Annotated in this window: 30 protein-coding genes; 19 read left to right on the top strand and 11 right to left on the bottom strand. The window is 68.1% G+C overall.

Annotation, left to right across the window (positions count from 1 at the left end; all coding sequences use genetic code 11):
* Position 1: 1 nt before the first annotated feature.
* Together SJY11_RS09590 and SJY11_RS09585 are read right to left on the bottom strand one after the other, a co-directional pair.
* Positions 2-571: an SRPBCC family protein gene (locus SJY11_RS09590; protein ID WP_376986357.1), complete on the bottom strand. Its 570-nt coding sequence runs from the start codon at positions 569-571 to the stop codon at positions 2-4.
* On the bottom strand, positions 571-888 hold the full coding sequence (locus SJY11_RS09585; RefSeq protein ID WP_376986356.1) for a metalloregulator ArsR/SmtB family transcription factor: 318 nt from the start codon (positions 886-888) through the stop codon (positions 571-573). Before SJY11_RS09585 ends, SJY11_RS09590 begins: the two co-directional genes overlap by 1 nt.
* Positions 889-1,046: 158 nt before the next feature.
* Here SJY11_RS09585 and SJY11_RS09580 point away from each other — a divergent pair, with 158 nt between their 5' ends.
* Both SJY11_RS09580 and SJY11_RS09575 read left to right on the top strand, forming a co-directional pair.
* Positions 1,047-1,934, top strand: coding sequence for a DMT family transporter (locus SJY11_RS09580; RefSeq protein WP_376986355.1), 888 nt, complete (start codon positions 1,047-1,049; stop codon positions 1,932-1,934).
* Between the two features lie 41 nt (positions 1,935-1,975).
* On the top strand, positions 1,976-3,106 hold the full coding sequence (locus SJY11_RS09575; RefSeq protein ID WP_376986354.1) for an iron-containing alcohol dehydrogenase: 1,131 nt from the start codon (positions 1,976-1,978) through the stop codon (positions 3,104-3,106).
* Positions 3,107-3,231: 125 nt separating this feature from the next.
* On the opposite strand, the gene SJY11_RS09570 is transcribed toward SJY11_RS09575, so the two are convergent.
* Positions 3,232-3,867 carry a pyridoxamine 5'-phosphate oxidase family protein gene (locus SJY11_RS09570; protein WP_376986353.1) on the bottom strand — a complete coding sequence of 212 codons (636 nt, stop codon included), beginning with the start codon at positions 3,865-3,867 and terminating at the stop codon, positions 3,232-3,234.
* 150 nt (positions 3,868-4,017) lie between these two features.
* Between SJY11_RS09570 and SJY11_RS09565 the strand changes: the two genes are divergently transcribed.
* The 4 genes from SJY11_RS09565 to SJY11_RS09550 are packed head-to-tail and all read left to right on the top strand — an operon-like array spanning position 4,018 to position 6,746.
* Complete coding sequence (locus tag SJY11_RS09565) at positions 4,018-4,545, top strand: hypothetical protein (protein WP_376986352.1); 528 nt, start codon at positions 4,018-4,020, stop codon at positions 4,543-4,545.
* A gap of 16 nt (positions 4,546-4,561) precedes the next feature.
* Entirely contained in the window at positions 4,562-5,230 is a 669-nt protein-coding gene (locus SJY11_RS09560; RefSeq protein ID WP_376986351.1) for a ribonuclease T2 family protein, read from the top strand.
* A 31-nt stretch (positions 5,231-5,261) separates the two neighbouring features.
* On the top strand, positions 5,262-6,113 hold the full coding sequence (locus tag SJY11_RS09555; RefSeq protein ID WP_376986350.1) for a 23S rRNA (adenine(2030)-N(6))-methyltransferase RlmJ: 852 nt from the start codon (positions 5,262-5,264) through the stop codon (positions 6,111-6,113).
* 27 nt (positions 6,114-6,140) lie between these two features.
* A complete protein-coding gene (locus SJY11_RS09550; protein ID WP_376986349.1) occupies positions 6,141-6,746 on the top strand; it encodes a glutathione S-transferase family protein in 606 nt (201 codons plus the stop codon).
* Between the two features lie 187 nt (positions 6,747-6,933).
* Here SJY11_RS09550 and SJY11_RS09545 read toward each other — a convergent pair whose 3' ends face one another.
* Positions 6,934-7,590, bottom strand: coding sequence for an outer membrane protein (locus tag SJY11_RS09545; RefSeq protein WP_376986348.1), 657 nt, complete (start codon positions 7,588-7,590; stop codon positions 6,934-6,936).
* Between the two features lie 360 nt (positions 7,591-7,950).
* Here SJY11_RS09545 and SJY11_RS09540 point away from each other — a divergent pair, with 360 nt between their 5' ends.
* Positions 7,951-8,769 carry a glycosyltransferase family 2 protein gene (locus SJY11_RS09540; RefSeq protein WP_376986347.1) on the top strand — a complete coding sequence of 273 codons (819 nt, stop codon included), beginning with the start codon at positions 7,951-7,953 and terminating at the stop codon, positions 8,767-8,769.
* Positions 8,762-9,508, top strand: a complete 747-nt coding sequence (locus tag SJY11_RS09535) for an SDR family oxidoreductase (protein ID WP_376986346.1) — start codon at positions 8,762-8,764, stop codon at positions 9,506-9,508. The genes SJY11_RS09540 and SJY11_RS09535 overlap by 8 nt, the downstream gene beginning before the upstream one ends.
* A 9-nt stretch (positions 9,509-9,517) precedes the next feature.
* Here the strand turns inward: SJY11_RS09535 and SJY11_RS09530 are convergent, their stop codons facing one another.
* Positions 9,518-10,147 (bottom strand): 2-hydroxychromene-2-carboxylate isomerase, encoded by a 630-nt coding sequence (locus SJY11_RS09530; RefSeq protein ID WP_376986345.1) that lies wholly within the window; start codon positions 10,145-10,147, stop codon positions 9,518-9,520.
* 175 nt (positions 10,148-10,322) lie between these two features.
* Between SJY11_RS09530 and SJY11_RS09525 the strand changes: the two genes are divergently transcribed.
* The gene (locus tag SJY11_RS09525) at positions 10,323-10,646 is read left to right on the top strand and encodes a type II toxin-antitoxin system ParD family antitoxin (RefSeq protein ID WP_376986344.1); all 324 of its coding nucleotides are present in this window, start codon (positions 10,323-10,325) and stop codon (positions 10,644-10,646) included.
* Here SJY11_RS09525 and pgeF read toward each other — a convergent pair.
* From pgeF to lgt, 3 genes are read right to left on the bottom strand one after another with little or no spacing between them, the layout of a single operon-like run.
* Positions 10,633-11,397, bottom strand: coding sequence for a peptidoglycan editing factor PgeF (pgeF, locus tag SJY11_RS09520; protein ID WP_376986343.1), 765 nt, complete (start codon positions 11,395-11,397; stop codon positions 10,633-10,635). The genes SJY11_RS09525 and pgeF overlap by 14 nt on opposite strands.
* 36 nt (positions 11,398-11,433) lie before the next feature.
* Positions 11,434-12,531 carry a class I SAM-dependent methyltransferase gene (locus SJY11_RS09515; RefSeq protein ID WP_376986342.1) on the bottom strand — a complete coding sequence of 366 codons (1,098 nt, stop codon included), beginning with the start codon at positions 12,529-12,531 and terminating at the stop codon, positions 11,434-11,436.
* Positions 12,528-13,367 (bottom strand): prolipoprotein diacylglyceryl transferase, encoded by an 840-nt coding sequence (gene lgt / locus SJY11_RS09510; protein ID WP_376986341.1) that lies wholly within the window; start codon positions 13,365-13,367, stop codon positions 12,528-12,530. The genes SJY11_RS09515 and lgt overlap by 4 nt, the downstream gene beginning before the upstream one ends.
* A gap of 140 nt (positions 13,368-13,507) precedes the next feature.
* Between lgt and SJY11_RS09505 the strand changes: the two genes are divergently transcribed.
* On the top strand, positions 13,508-13,747 hold the full coding sequence (locus SJY11_RS09505; protein ID WP_376986339.1) for a FitA-like ribbon-helix-helix domain-containing protein: 240 nt from the start codon (positions 13,508-13,510) through the stop codon (positions 13,745-13,747).
* Entirely contained in the window at positions 13,744-14,163 is a 420-nt protein-coding gene (locus SJY11_RS09500; protein WP_376986338.1) for a type II toxin-antitoxin system VapC family toxin, read from the top strand. The genes SJY11_RS09505 and SJY11_RS09500 overlap by 4 nt, the downstream gene beginning before the upstream one ends.
* A 9-nt stretch (positions 14,164-14,172) precedes the next feature.
* Here SJY11_RS09500 and SJY11_RS09495 read toward each other — a convergent pair whose 3' ends face one another.
* Together SJY11_RS09495 and SJY11_RS09490 are read right to left on the bottom strand one after the other, a co-directional pair.
* Positions 14,173-15,189 carry an NADP-dependent oxidoreductase gene (locus tag SJY11_RS09495; RefSeq protein ID WP_376986337.1) on the bottom strand — a complete coding sequence of 339 codons (1,017 nt, stop codon included), beginning with the start codon at positions 15,187-15,189 and terminating at the stop codon, positions 14,173-14,175.
* A 105-nt stretch (positions 15,190-15,294) separates the two neighbouring features.
* On the bottom strand, positions 15,295-15,903 hold the full coding sequence (locus tag SJY11_RS09490) for a chloramphenicol phosphotransferase CPT family protein (protein ID WP_376986336.1): 609 nt from the start codon (positions 15,901-15,903) through the stop codon (positions 15,295-15,297).
* Positions 15,904-15,980: 77 nt separating this feature from the next.
* Between SJY11_RS09490 and uvrC the strand changes: the two genes are divergently transcribed.
* From uvrC to SJY11_RS09465, 5 genes are all read left to right on the top strand, one after another.
* Positions 15,981-18,101 (top strand): excinuclease ABC subunit UvrC, encoded by a 2,121-nt coding sequence (gene uvrC / locus SJY11_RS09485; RefSeq protein ID WP_376986335.1) that lies wholly within the window; start codon positions 15,981-15,983, stop codon positions 18,099-18,101.
* 88 nt (positions 18,102-18,189) lie between these two features.
* A complete protein-coding gene (pgsA, locus tag SJY11_RS09480; RefSeq protein ID WP_376989289.1) occupies positions 18,190-18,780 on the top strand; it encodes a CDP-diacylglycerol--glycerol-3-phosphate 3-phosphatidyltransferase in 591 nt (196 codons plus the stop codon).
* The gene (moaD, locus tag SJY11_RS09475) at positions 18,777-19,076 is read left to right on the top strand and encodes a molybdopterin converting factor subunit 1 (RefSeq protein ID WP_376986334.1); all 300 of its coding nucleotides are present in this window, start codon (positions 18,777-18,779) and stop codon (positions 19,074-19,076) included. Before pgsA ends, moaD begins: the two co-directional genes overlap by 4 nt.
* A 153-nt stretch (positions 19,077-19,229) precedes the next feature.
* Complete coding sequence (locus tag SJY11_RS09470) at positions 19,230-19,685, top strand: molybdenum cofactor biosynthesis protein MoaE (RefSeq protein ID WP_376986333.1); 456 nt, start codon at positions 19,230-19,232, stop codon at positions 19,683-19,685.
* The gene (locus tag SJY11_RS09465) at positions 19,663-20,739 is read left to right on the top strand and encodes a DUF1176 domain-containing protein (RefSeq protein ID WP_376986332.1); all 1,077 of its coding nucleotides are present in this window, start codon (positions 19,663-19,665) and stop codon (positions 20,737-20,739) included. Before SJY11_RS09470 ends, SJY11_RS09465 begins: the two co-directional genes overlap by 23 nt.
* Positions 20,740-20,903: 164 nt before the next feature.
* Here the strand turns inward: SJY11_RS09465 and SJY11_RS09460 are convergent, their stop codons facing one another.
* Positions 20,904-21,791, bottom strand: a complete 888-nt coding sequence (locus SJY11_RS09460; protein ID WP_376986331.1) for a branched-chain amino acid aminotransferase — start codon at positions 21,789-21,791, stop codon at positions 20,904-20,906.
* Positions 21,792-21,993: 202 nt separating this feature from the next.
* Here SJY11_RS09460 and SJY11_RS09455 point away from each other — a divergent pair, with 202 nt between their 5' ends.
* Genes SJY11_RS09455 through SJY11_RS09445 form a run of 3 tightly spaced genes read left to right on the top strand, consistent with a single transcriptional unit; the run spans position 21,994 to position 24,730 of the window.
* Entirely contained in the window at positions 21,994-22,500 is a 507-nt protein-coding gene (locus SJY11_RS09455) for a MarR family winged helix-turn-helix transcriptional regulator (protein ID WP_376986330.1), read from the top strand.
* A 50-nt stretch (positions 22,501-22,550) separates the two neighbouring features.
* Positions 22,551-23,276, top strand: a complete 726-nt coding sequence (locus SJY11_RS09450; protein WP_376986329.1) for a response regulator — start codon at positions 22,551-22,553, stop codon at positions 23,274-23,276.
* A 44-nt stretch (positions 23,277-23,320) separates the two neighbouring features.
* Entirely contained in the window at positions 23,321-24,730 is a 1,410-nt protein-coding gene (locus tag SJY11_RS09445; protein ID WP_376986327.1) for an ATP-binding protein, read from the top strand.
* Positions 24,731-24,743: the final 13 nt, after the last annotated feature.

Here is a 24,743-nt window from a genome sequence, read left to right as displayed (position 1 = left end):
CCTAGACCGCCACGTCCTTCTGCATCTCCGCATACGCCGCCATCAGCGGCTCATGCACCGACCAGAACGGTCCTGGCGCCCGGCCGACCAGTTGATCCTCGAGCAGGCCGAGATGCAGGTGCCAGCCGCTGGAGACCATCGCCATGCGGTGCTTCGTCGCCAGCCTGCGGTGGATCAGCACGAGCCGGACCTCCTCGCCCACCGGTGTCAGCGCGATCTCGACATCGGAATCGGGGTCGCCCATCCCGACCCAGTTGAAGGCCAGACGGTGCGGAGGCTCATAGACGGTGACGGTGCCGCTCATCAGGGCGCCCTCGTCGTTCATCTTGCGGGCGCTCTCGGGTGGCGCCTCCTGCGTGATGCGGGAATGCTTGAAGAACAGGTCGATCCTGCCGCCGGCCCGCGACTCCGTCTCGCCACCGCAGAACCAGGTCGCGCGCTTCTCGTCTTCGACCAGATAGGCCCAGACCCGCTCGATCGGCCCCGGCAGCAGGCGCTCGAAGCGCACCGCCCCGCTCTCCAGCACCTCGCCATAGGTCTTCTTGTCCGCCTGCTGTACCTGCGTCTGCATCACGCCTCCTCGCCCGGATCGGGCTTTCGTAGCGCGGCCTCGAGAGCCGCCAGCCTGTCGGGCCAGAAGGCGCGCACGCGCCGTACCCATTGCTCGAAGCCGTCGATGCCGTCTGGATCCAGCGCATAGATGCGCCGCTGGCCTGCGACCGTGACCCGGACCAGCCCGGCCTCGCGCAGCGCCTTGAGGTGCTGCGAGATCGCCGGTGCCGACATCGTGAATCGCTCCCCGATCTCCCCGGCCGAGAGTTCACCCTCCGCGAGCATCTCGACGATGCGGCGGCGGGTGGGGTCGGCGAGCGCGGTGAAGGCGTCCATGGGTCGATGATTCCGTCATTACTTAATTAAGTCAAGACAAAATTATTGTGCGGTGCTTTGCGTCTGCCTCGCCTGCGAGGCGGGCGCTTGCCCATCGCGACGCGCTCCGTCAAAGCGATGCACTCCAGATCGATCCTCCGCCAGGCGAACCGTTCCGCATGCCCACCCGCAACGCCACCCTCGCCGGAATCGGCATGATGCTGCTGGGCATCCTGATGTTCTCCCTGAACGACGTGATGGGGAAATGGCTGGTCGCGACCTATACGGTCGGGCAGGTGCTGCTGCTGCGCAGCGCGGCCGCCCTCGTCGTCCTTGCCCCCTTCATCGTCAGGCAGGGCCTGATGCGCACGCTTCGCCCGCCCAGGCCCCGGCTCCAGCTCCTGCGTGTCGCCCTCGGCGCCAGCAAATCGGCGCTGTTCTACGCGGCGGTGGTCTATCTGCCGCTCGCCGACACCATGACGATCTGGATGGCGGCTCCGGTCTGGGCCGTCGTCTTCGCGGCCCTGCTGCTCGGCGAGAAGGTCGATCTGCCGCGCTGGCTCGCCGTGGCGATCGGCTTCGTCGGTGTCGTGGTGGCGCTCAACCCGACGGGCGCGAGCCTGAGCTGGCCGGCACTGATCGCCGTGCTCGGCAGCATCCTCTTCGCGCTCCTGATGATCGCCGGCCGCTATCTGCGCGAGACGCCCGACGTCACGCTCGTCGGCCTGCAGACCTTCGGCACGCTGCTCATCGGCCTGGCGCTCCTGCCCTTCGGCTGGGTCCCGCCGACGCCGCGCGACTTCGTGCTGCTGAGCCTGCTCGGCATCGTCGCCATGGTCGCGCATCTGTGCGTCACGCGCTCCCTCAAGCTGGCGGAAGCCTCGGTGGTGGCGCCCTATCAGTATACGCTGATCGTCTGGGCGCTGATCTTCGGCTGGCTCGTCTTCGACGACTGGCCGACGCCCGCGATGCTGGCGGGCGCAGCCCTGATCGTGGCCGCCGGGCTTGCGCTCATGCTTCTCGAACGCCGGGCGAGCCCGGCCCGACCCGTGCTCGATACGCCCTGACCGAGCACCCTGTCTTCACGCGAACGGCGAAGGATCCTCAGATGGCCCTGATCACCTACCTCACCTCCGTCAAGTTCGGCTTTGGCGAAATCGACGGCATCGCGGCCGATCTGGCCGGGCTCGGCGTCGGCAAGCCGCTGATCATCGCCGACAAGGGCATCGTCGCGGCCGGCCTCGTCGCGAAGGTGCAGGCGCTGGCCCCCGCGCTCGCCGGCGCCCCCGTCTTCGACGGCACGCCGACCAACCCGACGGAGGAGGCCGTCGAGGCCGCGCTCGAGCTTTACCGGCAGCACGCTTGCGACGGGCTCGTCGCCATCGGCGGCGGCTCGCCGATCGACCTCGCCAAGGGGGTCGCGCTGCTGGCCACCCATGCCGGTCCGCTCGAGACCTATGCCGCGATCCTCGGCGGCATTCCGAAGGTCACCGCGGCCGTCGCCCCCGTGATCGCCATTCCCACGACCTCGGGCACCGGCAGCGAGGTCGGCCGCGCGGCGCTGATCACCCTGAAGGACGGCCGCAAGCTCGGCTTCATCTCGCCGCATCTGATCCCGCGCCTGGCGATCTGCGACCCCGAACTGACGCTCGGCCTGCCGGCCTGGCTCACGGCCGCCACCGGAATGGACGCCGTCACCCACTGCATCGAGACGTATCTCAGCCCGCGCGAGAATCCGCCGGCCGAGGCGATCGCGCTGGACGGGCTCAAGCGCGCCATCGGCTTCATCGAGCGCGCGGTGAAGGACGGGAGCGACCGCGAGGCCCGCAAGGAGATGATGATGGCCGCGCTCCAGGGCGGCCTGACCTTCCAGAAGGGGCTGGGCGCCGTGCACGCGCTGTCCCACCCGCTCGGCGGGCTGAAGGAGGTCTCGCTGCATCACGGCACGCTCAATGCCGTGCTGCTGCCCGCCGTGCTGCGCTTCAACGCGCCCGACGCCCAGGCGAAATATGCCGAGATCCGCAGGGTGCTCGGCCTGCCCGCCGAAACCGACCTCGCCGACTGGATCGCGGCTCTCGTCGCCCGCCTCGGCATGCCCGGTAGCCTCTCCGCTATGGGCCTGCCGCATGGTGTCATTCCCGCCATCGCCGAGGCCGCGACCAAGGACCATTCGAGCGCGACCAACCCGCGCGCGGCGACGGCGGCGGACTACGCCGCGATGCTGGAGGCCTCGTTCTGAGGACACGGCGTCATGGCCGGGCTTGACCCGGCCATCTCGGGACGAAGGGGCTCCAGCGCCTCATCCGGCCAGAGCTTCTCGGGTCTGCGCTTCGCTCCGCCCGAGAATGACGGCGCAGCCATCTCTCAGTACAGCCGCGTCCGGTAGGCCTCTTCGAGATTGGCCTCCGCCTCCGCGACGCCGACGGCCTTCGTCTGCTCCGCCATGATCCGGCCGAGCGAGGGGAAGCGGCTGCGTTCGAACCGGCTCGCCGGATCCCAGAGTTTCGAGCGGATCAGCGCCTTGCCGCAATGGAAGAAGGCCTCCTCGACGGCGACCAACAGGCCGAGCGTCGGCGTCCGCTCCTGCACGGTCGCGGGTTCCAGCAGCGCCGCGTCGCGGGTCAGCCGCGCGCGGCCGTTGACCCGCAACGTCTCGGCGATGCCCGGCACCATGAAGATCAGCCCGACGCCCGGCGAGGCCAGTACATTGCCGAAGCTGTCGACCCCGTTGTTGCCGCGCCGGTCGGGAATGAACAGCGTCCGCTCGTCCACCACCTCGACGAAGCCCGGCGCATCTCCGCGCGGGCTGGCATCCGCCCGCCCCTCGCCGTCCGAGGTCGCCAGCACGAGGAAGGGTGAGAGCGCGATGAAGTCGCGGCAATGCCCGTCGAGCCGGTCGAGCACCTTGCGTTCGGCCAGCGGATTGACCGGCCCCATATGAGCCCGCAGCGCGCCGGGCTCGGCGATGATCGTCTCCTCGGAGTTGCCGTCCGTCGTCATCGCATCCTCCTGATCGGTCTCGCCGCCACTGTCCCCGATCCGGGACGCTCAGGCCAGCGGCCCGGCCGCGCGTCGGCCATTCCCCCGCATCCGGCGACGGATCGAAAAGCCACAGCCCGCGCCGGGATGGCCCGCCCAGGCGCCGGCGCCTTGACCCTGCCAACGGCCCCCGCCATCGTGCGCCATCATTTCCGCCCCTCGACGAGGCTGACCTCCATGCGCCGCGCCCTGCTGCGAACCGCCCTCGCATCCCTCGCCGTCCTGACGGCCGCCGCCTCGGCCGAGGCCTCGGGCCGCCGCATGGTCCATCCGGCCGACCGCGCCGAAAACCGCACCGTCCCGCTGACCGGTGCGCTGCCCGCCTGCGACGATCCGGCGGTTCTCGGCGAGATCACCAGCTGGTTCAACTCGCGCGAGGCCAAGTTCTGGGGCCCGCTTCAGGCCGTGGCCTATGACCGGATCAGGCCGATCGGCTTCCGGCCGCTCGGCGACGATTTCATTCCCCGCCGCTTCTGCACCGGCCGGATGGCCCTCAACAACGGGACGCTGCATCGCGTCGATTACTCGGTGCGCGAAAATCTCGGCCTGTTCGGCTGGACCTGGAACGTCAACTGGTGCGTCAGCGGGCTCGACCGGCATCGCAGCTACGCGCCCGACTGCAAGATGGCGCGGCCCTGAACCGGCATCGCCGCCGATGAACCTCCTGCGATTCGCACTCGCGCTGCCGTTGCTGGCGGGCCTGCTCGGCGAGGCCGTGGCGCAGCCGCGTAACGACCGGGGCGGCCAACCGGGCGATTTCGACTTCTATGTCCTCGCCCTATCCTGGTCGCCGGGCTTCTGCGAACTCGACGGCGGCCGCGATCGCAACCGCGAGCAATGCGCCGAGGGGGCAGGCCTTGGCTTCGTCGTGCACGGCCTCTGGCCGCAGAACGAGCGCGGCTATCCCAGTGAATGCGGCCCGTCCGGCCGCACGCCCTCGCGCATCGCGCTCGACCAGGCGAAGGGGCTGTTTCCGAGCGAGGGGCTCGCCCGCCACCAGTGGCGCAAGCACGGCACCTGCTCCGGCTCCAGCCCGACCGACTATTTCGCCGATACGCGCCGGGCGCGCGAGAAGATCGCGATTCCTCCGGCCCTGGCCAGGGCCGGGCGCGAGCAGAACTGGACCGCGATCGACATCGAGCGCGCCTTCGTCGACGCCAATCCGGGCCTGCGCACCGACATGATGTCGGTCGCGTGCCGACGTGGCGTGCTGCAGGAGGTTCGGATCTGCTTGAGCAAGGATCTGCGGAATTTCCGCATGTGCCAGGAGGTCGATCGCTCCGGCTGCCGCACGCGCGACATCACCGTGCCGGCGCCGCGCTGACAGCGGCCGCAAAGCCGCGTATGAGCGCGGCATGAATTACCGCCACGGCTTCCATGCCGGCAATTTCGCCGACGTCCTCAAGCATGTCGTGCTGATGCGCGTCCTCACGCATCTGAACGCCAAGGAGACGCCCTACCGCGTCGTCGACACCCATGCCGGCGCCGGGCGCTACGACCTCGGCTCGGACGAAGCGCTGCGGACCCATGAATGGAAGGACGGCGTCGCGCGAATCGACCGCTCGCCGCTGGCGCCGGCCGTCGAAGCGCTTCTGAAGCCCTGGCGCGATGCCGTGTCGGGTGCCCGCGCGCTTTATGGACCCGAAGCCTATCCGGGCTCTCCCTGGCTATGCCGCCATGCGATGCGCCCCGATGACCGGCTGATCGCAGCCGAACTCCACCCGCCGACCCACAAGAAGCTGGTCCAGGCGATCAGCCGCGACGAGCGCTGCAAGGCGCTGGCGATCGACGGCTGGAACGCCCTGCGCGGCAACGTCCCGCCCAAGGAGCGGCGCGGGCTGGTGCTGATCGACCCGCCCTTCGAAGAAAAGGACGAGTTCGCCACACTAGAGGCCGAGCTGACCGCCGCCCATCGCAAATGGCCGACGGGCATCTATGCACTCTGGTACCCGGTCAAGGACAAACTCGCCGTGGCCAATCTGCTGGCGGGGATCAACCAGGCCGGCATCGGCCGTCTGCTGCGGTTGGAGATCGACGTTGACCGCCCCGATGCCGCCGGCGGCTTGAGTGCCACCGGGATGCTGATCGTCAACCCGCCCTGGCGGCTCGCCGAGGAGGCGCGCATCCTGCTGCCGGCCCTGACGGAACGCCTCGCCCAGGGGCCGCAGCCGCGCTATCTATGCGAGCCGATCCGTCCGGACGGCTGACACGCCAGCATTTCCGAGGCCTTGCCGATGCTCGTTCTCCGTTCCTCCCCCGCCTCCCCCTTCGGCCGCAAGGTCAAGATGGCCGCCGCCGAACTCGGGCTGCGCGACCGCATCGAGATCGTCGTCGCAGACACCAACGACCCGGCCGAGCCGCTGCGCCAGCAGAACCCGCTCGGCAAGATTCCGACGTTGGTGCTGGAAGACGGCATGACGCTGTTCGATTCGCGCGTCATCGTCGACTATCTCGACCATCTCGCTGGCGGCGACCGGCTGATCCCGGCCGGCGAGGCGCGATTCGCCCAGTTGCGCCTTCAGGCCCTGGCCGACGGCCTCTGCGATGCCGCGCTGCTCCAGGTCTATGAAACCCGCTTCCGCCCGGAAGAGGGCCGCAACGCTGCCTGGGTCGCCAACCAGGCCGGCAAGGTCGCGCGCGCGCTCGCCGCGCTCGAAGCCGCCCCGCCCAGCTATCCCGACCGTCCGCGTATTGGCGAGATGGCGCTGGCCTGCGCACTCGGCTATCTCAACCTGCGCTTCGCCGGCAACTGGCGAGCGGATCATCCCCGGCTCGTCGCCTGGCTCGACACCTTCGCCGCCAAGGTCCCCTCGTTCGAGGCCACCCGCTTCAAGGGGTGAGGCAGGGCCGAACCATCATCGACGGAAGAACTGGCCGGGGCGTCTTGCGCGCTCGGCCAGCAATCCGCTGCCGGCGCGACAAGACCGCGCGCCTTGGCCTCGTCCGCGGCATTCGCAACAGTTGGCAACAAAAAACCCGGTGGCCGAGGCCACCGGGTTCTTTTTGATCCCCGTCAGGGGAAGCAGACTAGAACTTGTAGTTCAGGCCGGCGCGGACGACGGAGAAGTCGGTGCCGACCTTCACGCCCGAGTTGAACACGCTCTTCTCGCCGAGGTCGACGTAGAGGTACTCGACCTTGGCGGTCCAGTTGTTGGTGAAGGCGTACTCGAGACCGCCGCCGACAGCGTAGCCGCCGGTGTGGCTGTTATCCGAGGAGCCGAGGCCAGCGATCGAGGTCTTCACGTTGCCGTAAGCCCAACCACCGGTGATGTAGGGCATGAACCGGTCGAAGGCGAAGCCGACGCGGCCACGAACCGTACCGAAATACTCGGTCTTGATGCGGTCACCAAAGCCATTGCTGGCCTTCAGATCAGCGCCCTGGATGTCGGCCTCGACGCCGAGGACGATCTGGCCGATCTGGTAGTTGTAGCCGATCTGGCCACCGCCGATGAAGCCGTCGACGTCGCCGATCGAGACCGTGCGGGCCAGGGCGAAGGTGCCGGCGTTCACATTGCCGAAGCCGTAGCCAGCGTTGGCACCGACGTAGAAGCCGGTCCAGGTGAAGACGGGGGCGTAGACCGGGGCGACGACCGGGCCCTTGCGGGACGGCAGGTCGGCGGCGGAGGCAGCGCCGGCAGCGACGAGGCCGATCGCCGCAACGCTCGAAAGCAGGAACTTCTTCATGGTGGTACTCCTAGTCGTCGCTTCGCCGGTTGCCCCGGCGGGTGATGTCGATGAACCGGTTATAAGACCTGTTCGGGGTTTTGTCTGTTGCGTCGGAAGCACATCTGCCTCACAGACCACGGCGAAATTGCGGCACGAATGGGATGACTGCGGCGATTGTATAAACGCACGTTAACGACTGTTAAAGCATGCCTAATGGTGAATCGAATACTAACAAGTTCGTGAGCACTCACGTAACCTTGTGCGTGAAACGCGGACGGCCACGCAGGGTTCCCAATGTCGCCACAATTTTTGCCGCCGTGCTTGCGGCTCCCGGTGACGCGTGCTTAAGCCGAACCAGTCAGCCAGAACGGAATCCGGGTGCCGCTCCTCTCCATCTTCATCATCGCGCGCGACGAGGCAGACCGGATCGAGCGGACGATCAAGGCGGTGCGCAGCCTCAGCGACGATATCGTCCTGGTCGATTCGGGCTCGACGGACGGCACCCAGGAGATCGCCGCACGCCTGGGCGCCCGCGTGATCTTCAACAGCTGGCCCGGATACGGCCAGCAGAAGCGCTTCGCCGAGGATCAGTGCCGGAACGACTGGCTGCTCAACATCGACGCCGACGAAGTCGTCCCGCCCGATCTCGCCGCCGAGATCGCGGCCCTGTTCACAGGCTCAGGCCCGGCCGCCGACGCCTACAGGATTCGCATCGCGGAGATCTTTCCGGGCGAGCCGGCGCCGCATCCTTTCGCCTATGCGCTCGCCCCGGTCCGGCTCTACCGAAAGGACAGGGGCCGCTACTCCCCCTCCCCCGTGCACGACCGTGTCGATCTTTTTCCCGGCGCTCGCGTCGCCCGGCTGAAGGGCACGGTGCATCACTACTCCGTGCGTTCGCTCGGGGAGCAGATGACCAAGCTCAACAGCTACAGCGACGCCCAGGCCGACGATCTCGATCGGCGAGGCCAGTCGCTTTCGGTGTTTCGCCTCGCCGTCGAATTCCCCGCCAATTTCATCAAGGCCTATATCGGGCGGCGCCACGCCCTGCGCGGCGTCTACGGCTTCATGACCGCGATGAACTACGCCTTCTATCGCTATCTGCGCGTGGCGAAGCACTGGGAGCGGCGGCTCCAGCGGCGCGCGGGCGAGCAACAGACGCAGACTCCGCCAGAGGCACGGGAGCGGCCAGATGGCTGAGGTCGCACTGGTTACGGGCGGCGCGCGCCGCATCGGCCGCGCCATCGTCGAATGCCTCGCGGCGAACGGCTATGCCGTCGCGATCCATTGCGGCAGCGCGCGCGACGAGGCCGATGCGCTGGCGGCGAGGATCATAGGGGATGGTGGCCGCGCTGCGGTTCTGGTCGCCGATCTCGTTGATCCCAATGCGGTCGCCGCCCTGATGCCGGCAGCGGAGGCCGCGCTCGGCCCCGTGACGCTGCTCGTCAACAACGCCTCCAGCTTCCTCGTCGACGAGGTCACGACCATCGACGTGGCGACCTGGAATCGTCAGTTCTCGATCAATCTGCGCGCGCCTTCGGTGCTGGCCGGAGCGCTGGCGAACCGGCTCCCGGAAGGACGCGAGGGCGCCATCGTCAACATCATCGACCAGCGCGTCTGGAAGCTGACGCCGCAATACTACTCCTACACCCTGACCAAGGCCGCGCTTCTGACGGCGACCACGACGATGGCGCAGGCGCTCGCGCCGCGTATCCGCGTCAACGCGGTCGGACCCGGCCCCACCCTGCCCAACCCCCATGATGGTCCCGAAGCGATGGATCAGGAGGCCGCGGGCACGTTGCTTCGCCACAGGATCGACCCAAGCGAGATCGCGGAAGCCGTGCTCTACCTCGCCCGCGCCCGTTCGGTCACCGGCCAGATGATCGCGGTTGATGCCGGGCAGCATCTTGGCTGGCGCACGCCCGACATCGTCGGCTGACGCCGGCGATCAGGCGGCCGGGTCCGGTCGATAAGGCGCGCGGCCGCTGGCGAGCGCGCTGTCGAGCAGTTCGAGCCGGTCCTGCCCCCAGAACACCTCGCCGTCGAGCACATAGCTCGGCGCGCCGAAGACGCCGGCCGCGATCGCCGCCGCGATCGTGCCCTCATAGGTCCCGACCACCGCCTCGCTCTCGGCCGCGAGCGCCAATGCCTGCGCATCGAAGCCGCAGGACTGGGCCACCCGGGCGACTGCACCAGCCTGCGTCATGTCCTCGTCGCGGGACCAGACACCGGCCATGACCTCTCCCATGAAGAGACCTGGATCCCCGCCAGCCGCGACGATCGCGATCAGGAAGCGGTCGGCGGGCGAAGGGTCGAACGGAAAATGCTTCGGCTGCAGCACGAGCTTCACGCCGCGCCGCTCGCGCCAGCGCTGCAGATCCATCAGCCGGTAGCGCTGGCGCACCGGATGACGCTTCGGCAGCGGCAACCCGCCTGTCTCGTCGAAGACCGCCCGCAGCGGCACCGGCCGATAGACGATCCGGCAGTCGTGCCGCGCCGCAATCTCGAGGAAGGTCGCATGGCCAAGATAGGTCCAGGGCGAATGCAGCGAGAAATAGTAGTCGATGGTGCGGGGCATGGGCGTCTTTCGGTTGTGCGGCGGCATGCCAATCAGCGACCTTGGCAGGCAGCTATTCAAACTACATGATCATCGAAAGGGAATGGGCAGACATTTCGAACCGAAGGGATTTGACATGGCTCGATCGAGGCGGTCACCCGGAGAGATCAACAGGAATGGACAACTTCTGGTCGCCATGACCGATGAGCCGGGCACGGACCACATGCAGTACATCTGGCTCGTCGCCTGTTTGCGCGGCCGCTCAGCTGAGACCGAGTGCGGGCACTTCTACGGTTCGAACGGGTCAGATTTCTTTCAACAGAAATGTCCGCGTTGCCAGGGCGGTCAGCCGGGACCTTCGATAGAAGCCCTCAGGCTCGACAAAGACCGATTGGCGACCATCATGAACGTGGCATTCAGCGCCGCCTTGGTCGAAGGCGAGGCCAGCGGCCCAGCCGAAGATTTCGACATCGAGAGCTTCCTGGCCGAGCGGCGCACAGCCGCCATCAAACCAGCGTGATCGCCGAGATCAGCCGCCCGTAATCCGGCTCGCCGCGATGGGTCGTCCGGCGATAGCTGAAGAAGCGCTCCTCGTCGCCATAGGTGCACAGCGACAGGTCGACGAAACGCCCGATTCCGGCCTCCTGCGCCCGCAGGCCGATGAAGGCCGGCAGGTCGAACATCGCATGGGCGGCGCGCTCGGAGGCCGTGAAGAAACGCGCATAGGTCGCGTTCTCCGCCTTGAAGCGCTCGACGAATTCGGGCCCGACCTCATAGGCGGCGGCACTGATCGTCGGCCCGAGCACGGCGACGATGCGCTCGCGGCGCGCGCCGAGCTTCTCCATCGCCGTTACGGTTGAGGCGACGACGCCCCCGAAGGCGCCCTTCCAGCCCGCATGGGCCGCGCCGACGACGCGCGCCTCGCTGTCGGCGAACAGGATCGGCCCGCAATCGGCGCTGGAGACACCGAGCGCCACGCCCGGCGCCGTCGTCACCATGGCGTCCGCCCTGGGCCGCTCGGCCGGCCATGGCCCCGTCACCACCTCCACATCGGCGGAATGCACCTGATAGAGGCTGACCAGATGCGTCGGCTCGACCGCCAGATACGCCGCCATGCGCCGGCGGTTCTCGACGATCGCCGCCGGATCGTCGGCCGACCCCAGCCCGCCATTCAGCGAGGCGTAGATGCCGGTGGAGACGCCGCCCTCCCGCGTGAAGAAGGCGTGGCGGATGCCGGGCTCGGCGGCGAGATCGGGGGAGGTGATGAACATCATATCGTCCGGTTTCAGTGAGCGGTGCCGCGCATCTCAGCCCTGCTCTGGCAGGCGATGAAGGTCAAATCCGGGCAGCGGCGGCAAGTCCGGATGGGAGAGGGCCAGAACCTTGAACAGATCGCCCATGCCGGTGGCGCCGCGCTCCGTCAGGCGATCGAAGGCCGCGCTGATCGCCTGCACTTGGTCCGGCCTCGCCTTCGCCAAGAGCGTCTGAGCCCGCTCGGCGAGGCCCAGCGCCAGCAGAAAATCCGCTTGCCGGACCGGTCCATGGGTCGCGGCGCCCGCCCGCAGCCCCGCCTGCGCCATCCGGGCAAAATCGACATGCACGGTCAGATCGGCCTCGCCGGGCTCCTCCAGCGAATCGACGAAAGCGTGCCGGCGCATCGCCTGCAGCGTGTCGCCGAAGCCCGACCGCAGCGAGCCATAGTCGATGAAGAGCGCCCCGCCGCCCTGACGCGCGACGTGCGATGCGACGCCCGACACCAGGGACAGGGCCGCCAGCGGCTGCTCCAGGATGGCACCAGGCGGCGCCGTCGCGGGCCCCGTCTCATCGGAGGCAGTCGCGGCCAGCCCAAAGGCGAGGCGCCCCTGCCCGTCAAGCCCGACGAGGCGCTCGCGCCAGCCCTGTTCCGTCATCACGAACTGGTCGAGCGGCAGCGCATCGAGCAATTCATTGGCGACGATGATCGCGGGCCCATACAGCGCCGTCTCGACCCTCTCATGCCAGACCGGCTCCGCCTTTCCGGCGAGCGCCGCAGCCTGGATCTCGCGCAGCACCGGGCTGGTCTCAACCAGATGCACCGCCGCCGCCTCCCGGAAGCCCGGCAGGATCCGCGTCGCGCGCAGCATGTCGGCCATCAGCGTGCCGCGGCCCGGGCCGATCTCGATCAGGGCGAAGCGCGAAGGCTGACCCATCGCCTGCCAGAGATGGGCGGCCCAGAGCCCGATCATCTCGCCGAACATCTGGCTGATCTCGGGCGCGGTGGTGAAGTCGCCTGCCGCGCCCAAGGGGTCGCGCGTCATGTAGTAGCCATATCGCGGATGGCCCAGGCAAAGCGCCATGAAGCGCGAGACCGGAAGCGGGCCCTCTTCCGCGATCAGGCGGACCAGTTCCGCCTTCAGCGCGCTCACGCAGGCCTCGACCGGGAGCGCAGCGCGAGAACGAGCCCGGCAGCAAACAGCGGCAGCGACAGCAGCATGCCCATGGTGATCCCGCCCGAGAGCGCATCGACCGAGGCCCCGAACAGGAAGCCGAGTTGCGGATCGGGCTCGCGGAAGAACTCGCAGACAATGCGGGCAACGGCATAGCCCATGCCGAACACGCCGGCGACGAGGCCGGGCCGCTTCAGCCCGCCGGCCCGCACCAGCAGCGCCAGCAGGATGAACAGCAACAGCCCCTCGCCCAGCGCCTCGTAGAGCTGGCTCGGATGGCGCGGCAACGGCCCGCCGCCCGGAAACACCATCGCCCAGGGCACATCCGGCGCGGGCCGGCCCCAGAGCTCGGCATTGATGAAATTGGCGATGCGCCCGAGGAACAGCCCGATCGGCACCACCGCCGCGGCGAGATCGAACACTGACAGCGCCGGGTAGCCGCGACGGCGCGCGAACAGCCACAACCCCAGCGTCGCGCCGATCAACCCGCCATGGAAGGACATGCCGCCCTGCCAGATCGCGAGGATGTCCTGCGGCCGCTCGAGATAGCGCGCCAGATCGTAGAACAGCACGAAGCCGAGCCGCCCACCGAGCACGACGCCGAGCGCGACGAAGAGCAGCATGTCATCGAGTTCGTCGACCTTGGGCCGGGCGCGCCCGGCCCAGAGCGGCTCGGCCGCGACCAGCCGGCGCGCATACCACCAGCCGCCGAGCAGGCCGACGACATAGGCCAAGCCGTACCATTTGACCGAGAGCGGCCCGAGCTGCAGCGCGACCGGGTCGATCACCGGGAAGGCGATGGCGAAGGTTGGCATGAGCGAGGTCCGGTTGACGGGCGGGTGGTGATGGCCACTGCAATGCGACGAGGTCAAGAGGGGTGGCCGCGCTTTGCTTTCGAGATTTGATGGCATCGCCATCACGGTGATATCATCGCATCTCAAAAGGGAGGCTCGCCATGCCGTCAGTCACCGTTCGCAAGCTGTCCGACGAGACGCACCGGGCGCTTAAAATCCGGGCCGCGCGCCATGGCCGCAGCACCGAAGCCGAGATCCGTCATATCCTCGACGCCGCGGTCAATCCGGCGCCCCGCATCAAGCTCGGCTCGTTGCTCGCCGAGATCGGGCAGAGCGTCGGCGGCGTTGATCTCGACATTACGCGCGACAAAACCATCGGCGAGCCGGTCAGCTTCGAATGATCCTCCTGGACACGAATGTCGTTTCGGAGCCCCTCAAGCCACGCCCTGAACCCGCGGTCTTGCGTTGGCTCGATGCACAGCCCTTCGAAACGCTTTTCCTGCCGGCGGTCGGGCTCGCGGAACTGATGTTCGGCGTGGCCGTGCTGCCGGCAGGACGCCGCCAGCGCGCCCTCCAGACGCAGCTTGAGCAACGGGTCCTGGCGGTTTTCGAGCAGCGCATTCTGCCGTTCGATGCCGCTGCCGCCACGGCCCACGCGCAGCTGCGCGTTGACGCGAAGAGCCGCGGCCTCGCAATCTCCATCGTCGACGGCTACATCGCCGCCATCGCGCTCGCCCACCGCCTGACCGTGGCGACGCGCGACACCGCGCCCTTCGCGGCAGCGGGCCTGGCGGTGATCAACCCCTGGACCGCCTGACCCGCGCCATCATAGCTTCACGATCAGCTTCCCGAAATTGCCGCCCTCGAGCAGCCCGATGAGGGCCTCGGGCGCCCGTTCCAGCCCCTCGACGATGTCTTCCTTGAATTTCACGGCGCCGCTGGCGATCCATGCCGCCATATCGCGCTCGAAATCAGGGCGCTGGGCGATGAATTCGCGCTGGATGAAGCCGCGGATCAGCAGGCTCTTGGACAGGATCTGCCGCATCAGTACGGGCAGGCGGTCGGGCCCCTCGAACTCGCCGGTGGCGTTGTACTGCGAAACCAGCCCGCAGACCGGGATGCGCGCGCAGGTGTTGAGCAGCGGGAACACCCCGTCCCAGACCTTGCCGCCGACATTCTCGAAATAGACGTCGATGCCATCCGGGCAGGCTGCCGCCAGCTGCGCCGCGAAATCCGGCGCGCGATGGTCGATCACGGCGTCGAAGCCGAAGGTCTCCCGCACGACCGCGCATTTCTCAGGTCCGCCGGCGATGCCGACGGCGCGCGCCCCGTTGATCCGTGCAATCTGCCCGACCGCCGAACCGACCGGGCCGCTGGCGGCCGCGACGACGACCGTCTCACCCGGTTTGGGCTGGCCGATCGTCAGCAGGCCCGCATAGGCGGTGAAGCCCGGCATACCCAACACGCCGAGCGCCGTGGTGACGGGGGCGGCAGCCGGATCGAGCTTGCGCAGCTGCTCGCCCTTCGCCAGCGCATGCGACTGCCAGCCGGAATGGGACAGCACGATGTCGCCCGCTGCAAAGTTCGGATGGCGGCTCTCCAGCACCGCGGCGACCGTGCCGCCCTCCATGACGGCGCCGATCTCGGTCGGCGCGGCATAGCTCTTCGCCGCGCTCATCCGCCCGCGCATATAAGGATCGAGCGAGAGATAGAGGACCTTCAGCAGCACCTCGCCCTCGCCAGGCGTCGGGATTGGCGCCCGCTCCAGCCGAAAGTTGTCCGGCGCAGGGCGCCCGTCGGGGCGCGAGGCCAGGGCAATGCGCAGATGATCGGCTTTGGGCACGGGGGACATCCTGAATGGAGAATGGCGGGGGCGTTGCCGATGATATGGGAACGCCCCGCCCCCAAGGACAGCGCCGGGGATCGCTTTAAGGCCCCGACAGGTGCGTTATGAATCTGATTCGACCGATCCGCCGCGCCCCGCTTCGCCACGCGCCGTCAGACGCTCGAAGGCGGAGGGTCGGCCGCGAGCCTGCCAGGCCGCGATGAGGGCCGTGGCGTTTCGTTCCGGTGCGATCAGGCTATCGACCTCGAAATCGTAGAGGCAGTAGTCATGGATCTGGAAGAAATCGCGCCGGGCATCGCCGACGGGTCGGTCGCCGCGCGCCAGCTCCCGCCGCTCCAGCTCCGCCAGATCGCAATGCACGCCGACGAAAAAGACGTCCTGTCCCGCGAGAATACCGACCAGCCGGTGCAGCCAGGCTTCGCTTTCCATGATGTGCTCGACGATCAGGTTGTTGCCCGCGCGCAGATAGGCCAGCAGCGACTGCTCGAAACCGATGAAGAACGGTTCGCGCATCGCGCGCCAGGCGAACTCGCCGCTCCTGATCCGGGCCGAGGGCAGCACGCCGGAATCACGCAGATGATCGATCGAGATATGCCAGAAGGGCCGGTCGATCACCGCCTGAACCGCTCTCGCGAGCGACGACTTGCCGCTCGACGACGCGCCGTTGAGCAGGATCATCTGCCCGGCGGGCACCTCATTCTCAGCCGACATCGCCCCTCACTCCCCTCTCGACTGCAGGGGTACGCTCCTGACATGACGAAACGCCTCGCGCATCCTACATGCGAGGCATGAATCGCGAACCGACCCAGCACCCGCCCGAAGAGGACCTGCCGGACACCGGGGCCAGGCCCGAGCCCGAGGCCGAGGAGGCCCTGCCGACCCCGGCGCTCGATCTCGGCGAGACCGCGCCGGGCGCGCTGAAGGCCGGCATCGAGGTCATCGCGGGCTTTGCCAAGCATCTGCCCAACAAGCCCGGCGTCTACCGCATGTTCGATGCAGCCGGCGAGGTGCTCTATGTCGGCAAGGCCAAGAACCTGAAGAACCGGGTGACGGCCTATGCGCGCGGCATGGCCCACACCAATGCGGTCGCGCGCATGATCGCCGAGACGGCGAACATGGAATTCGTCACCACGGGGACGGAAACCGAGGCGCTGCTGCTCGAATCCAACCTGATCAAGCAGCTGCGGCCGCGCTACAATGTGCTGCTGCGCGACGACAAGAGCTTCCCCTACATCCTGCTGAGCGGCGACCACGAGGCGCCGCAGATCGCGAAGCACAGGGGCTCGCGCCAGCGCAAGGGCGATTATTTCGGCCCCTTCGCCTCGGTCTGGGCGGTGGAGCGGACGATCGACGCGCTGCAGAAGGCGTTCCTGCTGCGCTCCTGCACCGATTCCTTCTATGAGAACCGCACGCGCCCCTGCCTGCTCTTCCAGATCAAGCGCTGCGCCGGCCCCTGCACCGGCGAGATCGCGATTCCCGACTATCAGGCGCTGGCCTCCCAGGCGCGCGACTTCCTCTCGGGCCGCTCCTCCAACGTCAAGCAGCTGCTCTCGACCCGGATGCAGGAGGCGGCCGCGGAACTCGAATTCGAGAAGGCGGCGCGCTATCGCGACCGGCTCGCGGCGCTCTCGGCCGTGCAGGCCGGTCAGGACATCAACACGCAGGGCGTCGAGGAGGCGGATGTCTTCGCCATCGACGAGCAGGCCGGGCAGTTCTGCGTCGAGATCTTCTTCTTCCGCAACAAGCAGAACTGGGGCAACCGCGCGATCTTCCCGCGCGCCGACCGCAGCCTGACGCCGGACGAGGTTCTGGCCTCGGTCGTCACCCAGTTCTACGACGACAAGCCGCCGCCGCGCCTCGTGCTGCTCTCGCATGAACTGGCTGAGATGGATTTGATCACGCAGGCGCTCTCCGCCCGCGCCGGCCGCAAGGTCGAGGTGGCCAATCCCAAGCGCGGCGAGCGCGTCGATCTGATCGAGATGGCGCGCAAGAACGCCCGCGAGGCGCTCTCGCGCAAGCTCGCCGACAATGCCGGCCAGAGCTCGCTGCTGGCCGCACTGGGCGCAGCCTTCGGCCTGGCGAGGCCGCCGCGCCGCGTCGAAGTCTACGACAACTCGCACATCATGGGCACGAACGCCGTCGGCGGCATGGTCGTTGCAGGCCGGGACGGCTTCATGAAGAGCCATTACCGCACCTTCAACATCTCCACCGACACCATCGCCGGCGACGATTTCGGCATGATGCGCGAGGTGCTGCAGCGGCGGTTCGCGCGGCTGGCGAAGGAGGCGGGCACCGCGACCGGCTCTCCTCCCCCCTGTGGGGAGGAGTTGGAGGTGGGGGTCGCGCCGCTCGGCGAGCCCTCACCAGGCGGCACCACACCCATCCCTCTCCCTTCCCCCCAAGGGGGAAGGGAAGAGCCCGCCTCGGCGACCGCCGACCCCGACGACGACAGCTTCCCCGCCCGCCCCGACCTCGTCATCGTCGATGGCGGCAAGGGCCAGTTCGCCGCGGCGCAGAAGATCATGGCCGAGCTCGGGGCCGCCGACATCCCGCTCGTCGCGATCGCCAAGGGCGAGGACCGCAACGCCATGCGGGAGACCTTCCACATGGTGGGCCGCGAGCCCTTCAAGCTGCAGCCGCGCGATCCGGCGCTCTACTTCATCCAGCGCCTGCGCGACGAGGCCCACCGCTTCGCCATCGGCACGCACCGGGCGCGGCGCAAGAAGGACACGATGAAGAACCCGCTCGACGAGATTCCCGGCATCGGCCCATCGCGCAAGCGGGCCCTGCTTTTGCATTTCGGAACGGTCAAGGCGATCAAGCGCGCCAAGCTCGACGACCTGATGCGGACGCCGGGCGTGAATGCGGCCACGGCCAAGGCCGTGCATGATTATTTTCACGATGGCTGACGAACACTGGCATTGTCGCCGCATTGCGTGTTGACGCTGTCACAACCACGCTGCTTTGGTGATTTCCGTGACGATTCTTCCAGATGCCATGCGGCGGCGCGGGCCTTGGTCCCTGCCGAACCTGCTCACCTACGGCCGGATCCTGGCGATCCCGGCACTTGTCGGGCTGTTGTTCTGGCCGAAGGACGACTGGGTCCGCTGGATCGCGCTCGCGGTCTATGTCGCCGCCGCCGTCACCGACTATCTCGACGGCTGGATCGCCAGGGCCTGGAGCCAGCAATCCGCTATCGGCCGCATGCTCGATCCGATCGCCGACAAGCTGCTCGTCTGCGCGCTCCTGCTGATGCTCGTCCACACCGAGACGATCAAGGGCTGGGCGATCTGGGCGGCCATCGTCATCCTTTGCCGCGAGATTCTGGTCTCGGGTCTGCGTGAATTCCTCGCCGATCTGAAGGTCAGCGTCCCCGTCAGCAAGGTCGCGAAGTGGAAGACGACGGCGCAGCTGCTCGCGCTCGGCTTTCTCGTGGCCGGCCCGGCGGGCGACACCGTCCTGCCCTACAACACGCAGATCGGCATCGTCATGCTCTGGGTCGCCGCGGCGCTGACGATCTACACCGGCTGGGACTATTTCAACGCCGGCATCCGCCACATGGTCGACGAGGACTTGCGCGGCTCATGACGCAGTCTCCCGACACGACGGCGCCCGCCGTGCAGACACGAACCGTCAGGCTGATCTATTTCGCCTGGGTGCGCGAGCGCGTCGGCCAGGCCGAGGAGCTGGTCGTTCTGCCCGACGACGTCGCCACCGTGCTCAACCTCGTGCGCTGGCTGAAGGCCCGCGACGAGGGCTACGCCGCCGCCTTTGCCGACGAGACGCTGGTGCGCGCCGCCGTCAACCAGACCCATGTCAAGCCGGGCGCGAGCCTGGAAGGCGCCCGCGAGATCGCCTTCTTCCCGCCGATGACAGGCGGGTGAGATGACGGCCCCCCTGTCATTCCGGGGCGTGCCGAAGGCGCGAACCCGGAACTCACGACCGGGCTCAACCCGTGACATGGCGCCTTCATGGCTCACCCGGTCATGGGTTCCGGGTTCCGCGCTGCGCGCGGCCCCGGACAGACAGAGGCCGGCATGACCCCGACGATCCGCATCCAGCGGGAGGATTTCGACCTCGCGGCCGAGATCACCGCGCTCTCGGCTGGCCGGCGCGACATCGGCGCGGTGGTCAGCTTCACCGGCCTCTGCCGCGACGAAGGCGGAACGCTGGCTGCGCTCGAACTCGAACATTATCCCGGCATGGCCGAGGCCGAGATCGCCCGCGTCGCCGACGAGGCCACTGCGCGCTGGCCGCTGCTCGGTCTTCTCGCGATCCACCGCTACGGCCGCGTGGCGCCGGGCGAGCAGATCGTGCTGGTGATCGCAACTTCAGCCCATCGCCGCGCCGCTTTTGAAGCCGCCGATTTCATGATGGACTACCTCAAGACCCGTGCCCCGTTCTGGAAGCGCGAGCATCTCGCCGACGGCACGACGGGCGGCTGGGTCGAGGCGAAGGGGGAGGATGACGATGCGGCGCGGCGCTGGGAGTAAGGGTGCGCTGGCCGCGCTCGGGCTGATGCTCACCATGGCGACCCCGGCGCAGGCGCAGATCGGACCGATCAAGACCTTCCGCGACTGGGTGGCGGGTTGCGACAATACGAAATCCTGCACGGCGCTGTCGCTGCCCAACGAGACCGACGACGAGATCGCCTTCCTGCGGCTGGACCGTCCGGCCGGCCCCGAGGGCGCCCCGACCCTGGCGCTGAAGCTGCGCGCCCAGAAGCTGAAGAAGAACTTCACCATCGCTCTGGCCCTGGATGGGGCGCCCTTCCCTGCTGGCGGGCAGCCTCTGCAGGCCACCAGCGTCGACGGTGAGGTCGCCGAGATCGCCATCCCGGCCGCGACGGCCGAGGCCCTGATCACGGCGGCGCGCAAGGCAACGACGCTGACGGCGTCGATCGAGGCTTCGACGCTCAACGTGTCGCTCGCCGGCTCGGTCGCGGCCATGCTCTGGATCGACGAGCGGCAGGGCCGGCTGAACACGCCGGGCGCCCTGATCCGCAAGGGCACGACCGGTTCGGCGCCGGCCGCGCCGCCCTTGCCGGTCATCGCCAGCCGCCCGGCCTCGGGCAAGCCGCCATCCAAGGCGGAAGCGGCGGCCCTGACCAAGGCGATGCGGGCCGAAATCAACCGCCGCGAACCCGATTCCTGCGAGGATATGCCGGACGGCTTCACCGACACCGACGGCGCCTGGGCCCTGGATGGCACGCTCCGGCTCGTTGCCGTCGCCTGCTCGCGCGGAGCCTACAATGTCTCGAGCCAGTTCTGGCTCGTCACCGGGCGCGACGTGGCCAAGGCCAGACCGGCCCCCTTGGAGGGGGCCACGGGCAAGGCGGCCAGCGACCTGATCAATGCCGATTTCGATCCGAAGACCGGCCAGATCAGCTTTTACGCCAAGGCCCGCGGCCTGGGCGATTGCGGCAGCTCGGGCTCCTATGGCTGGAACGGCCAGCGCTTCGCAGTTCTCCAGTGGAGCGAGATGAGCGAGTGCCGCCTTCTCCCCGGCGACGACTGGATCACGCTGTTCCGGAGCGCGGAGAGATGACTCCCCGCAACCTCCTCGTCATCCCGGACGCAGCGAAGCGGATATCCGGGATCCATCGGAGGGCGAAGTCTGTCTAAGGACTGCGCTTTGCGATGGATCCCGGGGCAAGCCCGGGATGACGCCCGCGTTTCTGCCGGGCGTCAGGGGGCTGCCGCGAGAGGCGCTCAAGCCGCCTTCGACTTCGGCCGCACGGCGTCGGAGTAATCCTCCATGATCACCTTGCCCATATTGCCGGTGAGGAAGGAGTAGGGACCGATCTCCGACACCAGCGTCACCTCTGCCGCCGAGCCGGTGATGAAGCACTCGCTGAAGCCCTCCAGCTCCTCCGGCCGGATGCGGCGCTCGACCACCTCGAAACCGCGCTGGCGGCAGAGATCGATCACCGACTGGCGGGTGATGCCGTTCAGGAAGCGGTCGGCCAGCGGGGTGTGGATCACGCCGTCCTTGATGAAGAAGATGTTGGCGCCGGTGCATTCGGCGACATGGCCTTCCCAGTCCAGCATCATCGCATCGGCATAGCCGGCGCGCTCCGCCTTGTGCTTGGAGAGCGAGCAGATCATGTAGAGCCCCGCCGCCTTGGCATGAACCGGCGCGCAGGCCGGGTCCGGCCGGCGATAGGCGGCCACATCGAGACGCACGCCCTTCAGCTTCTGCGCCATGTCGAACATGCTCGGCCACTCCCAGACCGCGATGGCGGTGTGGATCGTGTTGTTGATGCCGGAGACCGCCATCATCTCCGAGCCGCGCCAGGCGACCGGGCGGAGATAGGCGTCCTTCAGCCCGTTCTCCTTGAGGCAGAGTTCCTTGGCGGCGTCGAGTTCGGCGACCGACCAGGGAATCGTGAAATCCATGATCTCGGCCGACTTGTGGAAGCGCTGCGAGTGCTCGGTGCCCTTGTAGATCACGCCGTCATAGGCGCGCTCGCCTTCGAACACGCAGGAACCGTAATGCAGCCCATGGGTCAGTACGTGGATCTTCGCGTCCTTCCACGGCACGAGCTTGCCGTCGAACCAGATGACTCCGTCGCGCTGGTCGAAAGGAATGACTGACATGGGGTGCTCCTCTTGGCACGTCCGGTCCGGTTGATCCGCTGGCACCCCGAGCACCGTCACCATGGCGGGCCGGGGCGAAGACCGGAATGATACTGCGCTGCAACATCGTCTTGCGACATATTCCGTCGTCAGGCGCGCTTGACCGGTAATCTTCCGTCTGAGATATGTCAACATCACTGACATAATTCGCAGGACGGATTCGATGCCGCAGACGCAGGCCCGGTCCACGCCCGCCGCCGCTCCCGCACCGGATGCGACGGTCCCCTACGACCTGATCGAACTGCTCTTCTTCGCCTATCGCGACTTTGTCGGCGGCCCCGACCTGATCCTCGCCGAATACGGCTTCGGCCGGGCCCATCACCGCGTGCTGCATTTCGTCCTGCGCCGGCCGGGGCTGACCATCGCCGAATTGCTCGACATCCTGAAGATCACCAAGCAGAGCCTCAACCGCGTCCTCAAGGAACTGGTCGAGACCGGCTTTGTCGAGCAGCGCACCGGCGTGCAGGACAAGCGCCAGCGTCATCTCCATGCCACGGCCGCGGGGCAGGATCTCGCCTTGCGGCTGGTCAGGCTGCAGGCCCAGCGCATCCAGGCGGCGCTCGCCGATCTCGCGCCGGAGGCGGCCGAGACCGTCGCGCAATACCTCGCGGGGTTGATCGATCCCTCCGAACGCCACAAGGTGCAGGGCTTCCTCGCCGCGCCGCGGTGAGGCCCACGGCATCAGCCCAAGGCGCAAGAGACAATCAAGGCGGACACCACATGGCCGCACAGCCGGCGCGAAAGCCCCTCCCCGACGAGGCGCCCCACATCCTCGTGGTCGATGACGACCGCCGCCTGCGCGACCTGCTGGCGCGCTTCCTCGGCGACAACGGCTACCGGGTCACCACCGCGGCCAATGCCGCCGACGCCGACCAGCGCCTGGCGCGGCTGGTCTTCGACGCCATCGTCCTCGACATCATGATGCCCGGCGAGAACGGCTTCGACTTCGCCCGCCGCTTCCGCACCGACTCGGCCGTGCCGATCCTGATGCTGACCGCCCGCGCCGACGGCAAGGACCGCATCAACGGCCTCGAGATCGGCGTCGACGACTACCTCGCCAAGCCCTTCGAGCCGCGCGAACTGCTGCTGCGCCTCGGCAACATCCTCAAGCGCACCATGGCCACCGAGCCGGCGCAGGCGGCCAGGCCCGATTTCGTCCGCTTCGGGCCCTTCCTCTACGGGCTCTCCCGCGGCGAACTGCGCAAGGGCGAGGAGCCCGTCCGCCTGACCGAGCGCGAGCGCGAGATCCTGACCGCCTTGGCGGAGCGCGCCGGCGAGGTCGTGCCGCGCGAGGAATTGGCCGCCCAGGGCACGGCCGCCAATGACCGCACCGTCGACGTCCAGATGAACCGGCTGCGCCGCAAGATCGAGCGCGACCCGGCCGATCCGCTCTATCTCCAGACCGTGCGCGGCGTCGGCTATCGCCTCGTGACCGACCGGACGTGACGCCCGCCCAGCCCGGCAGGTGTCGCAGGGGCGTGGCGCAATTCATGACAGCGGGCTGGGCGCGCCTGGGAACGGCGATCGCGCGCGCGCGGACCGGCGCCAACAACCAGCTGAAACCCTGGCTCAAGATCGCCGGCCGGCCGCTTCACGCCATCGCCCGCTATGCCCCCAAGGGGCTCTATCCGCGCGCGCTCGTCATCGTCATCGCCCCCGTCGTGCTGCTGCAGTCGGTCATCGCCTATGTCTTCATGGAGCGGCACTGGCAGACCGTGACGCAGCGCCTGTCCTCGGCCGTCTCGGCCGACATCGCCGCGATGATCGACGTCTATGAGAGCTATCCGCAGGATGCCGACACCAGCGTGCTCTCGCGCATCGCGGCCGAGCGGCTGGGCATGGACATCGACATCATCCCCGATTCCGACCTGCCGCCGCCGGGTCCGCGCCCCTTCTTCTCGCTGCTCGACAGCGCGCTCTCGGCCGAGCTCGCCCAGCAGGTCGCCCGCCCCTTCTGGCTCGACACGGTCGGCCGCTCCAGCCTGATCGAGATCCGCATCAAGCTCGACAAGGACGTGATGCGCATCCTGACGCGGCGGAACTCGGCTTACGCCAGCAACAGCCACATCTTCCTGCTCTGGATGCTCGGCACCTCGCTGATCCTGCTGACCATCGCAGTCCTGTTCCTGCGCAACCAGATCCGCCCGATCCTCAAGCTTGCCGATGCGGCCGAGGCCTTCGGCAAGGGCCGCGACGCCGAGTTCCGCCCGCGCGGCGCCCGAGAGGTCCGTCGCGCCGGCAACGCCTTCATCGAGATGAAGCGTCGCGTCGAGCGCGCGGTCGGCGAGCGCACGACCATGCTCAACGGCGTCAGCCATGATCTGCGCACCATCCTGACCCGCTTCAAGCTCTCGCTCGCCTTGCTCGAGCGCTCCTCCGAGATCGAGGCGCTGGAGAAGGATGTCGACGAGATGGCCCGCATGCTCGAGGATTACCTCGCCTTCGCCCGCGGCGACGCCGGCGAGACGGCCGTCGAGACCGACATCCGCGGCCTCCTGGAGGAGTTGAAATCGGACGCCGAGCGCCAGGGCCACCAGACCGAACTGACCGTGGTCGGAGACCCGCTGGTCGTGGTCCGGCCCGATGCCTTCCGCCGCCTGATGACGAACCTCGTCTCCAACGCTGCGCGCTATGGCGACCGCATCGCCATCCGCGCCACCCATGACGCGCGCTACCTGATCGTGATGATCGACGATGACGGCCCCGGCATCCCGCAGGACCAGCGCGAGGAGGTCTTCCGCCCCTTCTTCCGCCTCGACGAGGCCCGCAACGTCGATTCCGGCGGCACGGGCTTAGGGCTCGCCATCGCCCGCGACATCGCCCGCGCCCATGGCGGCGACATCATGCTGGCGGATTCACCGCTGGGGGGGTTGCGGGCGACGGTGCGGCTGCCGGTGTGATGACAAAATTGAC

It is taken from the genome of Allobosea sp. R86505 (genome assembly GCF_042466375.1).
Classification (GTDB): Bacteria; Pseudomonadota; Alphaproteobacteria; order Rhizobiales; family Beijerinckiaceae; genus Allobosea.
This window is presented reverse-complemented; position numbering and strand designations above follow the sequence as displayed.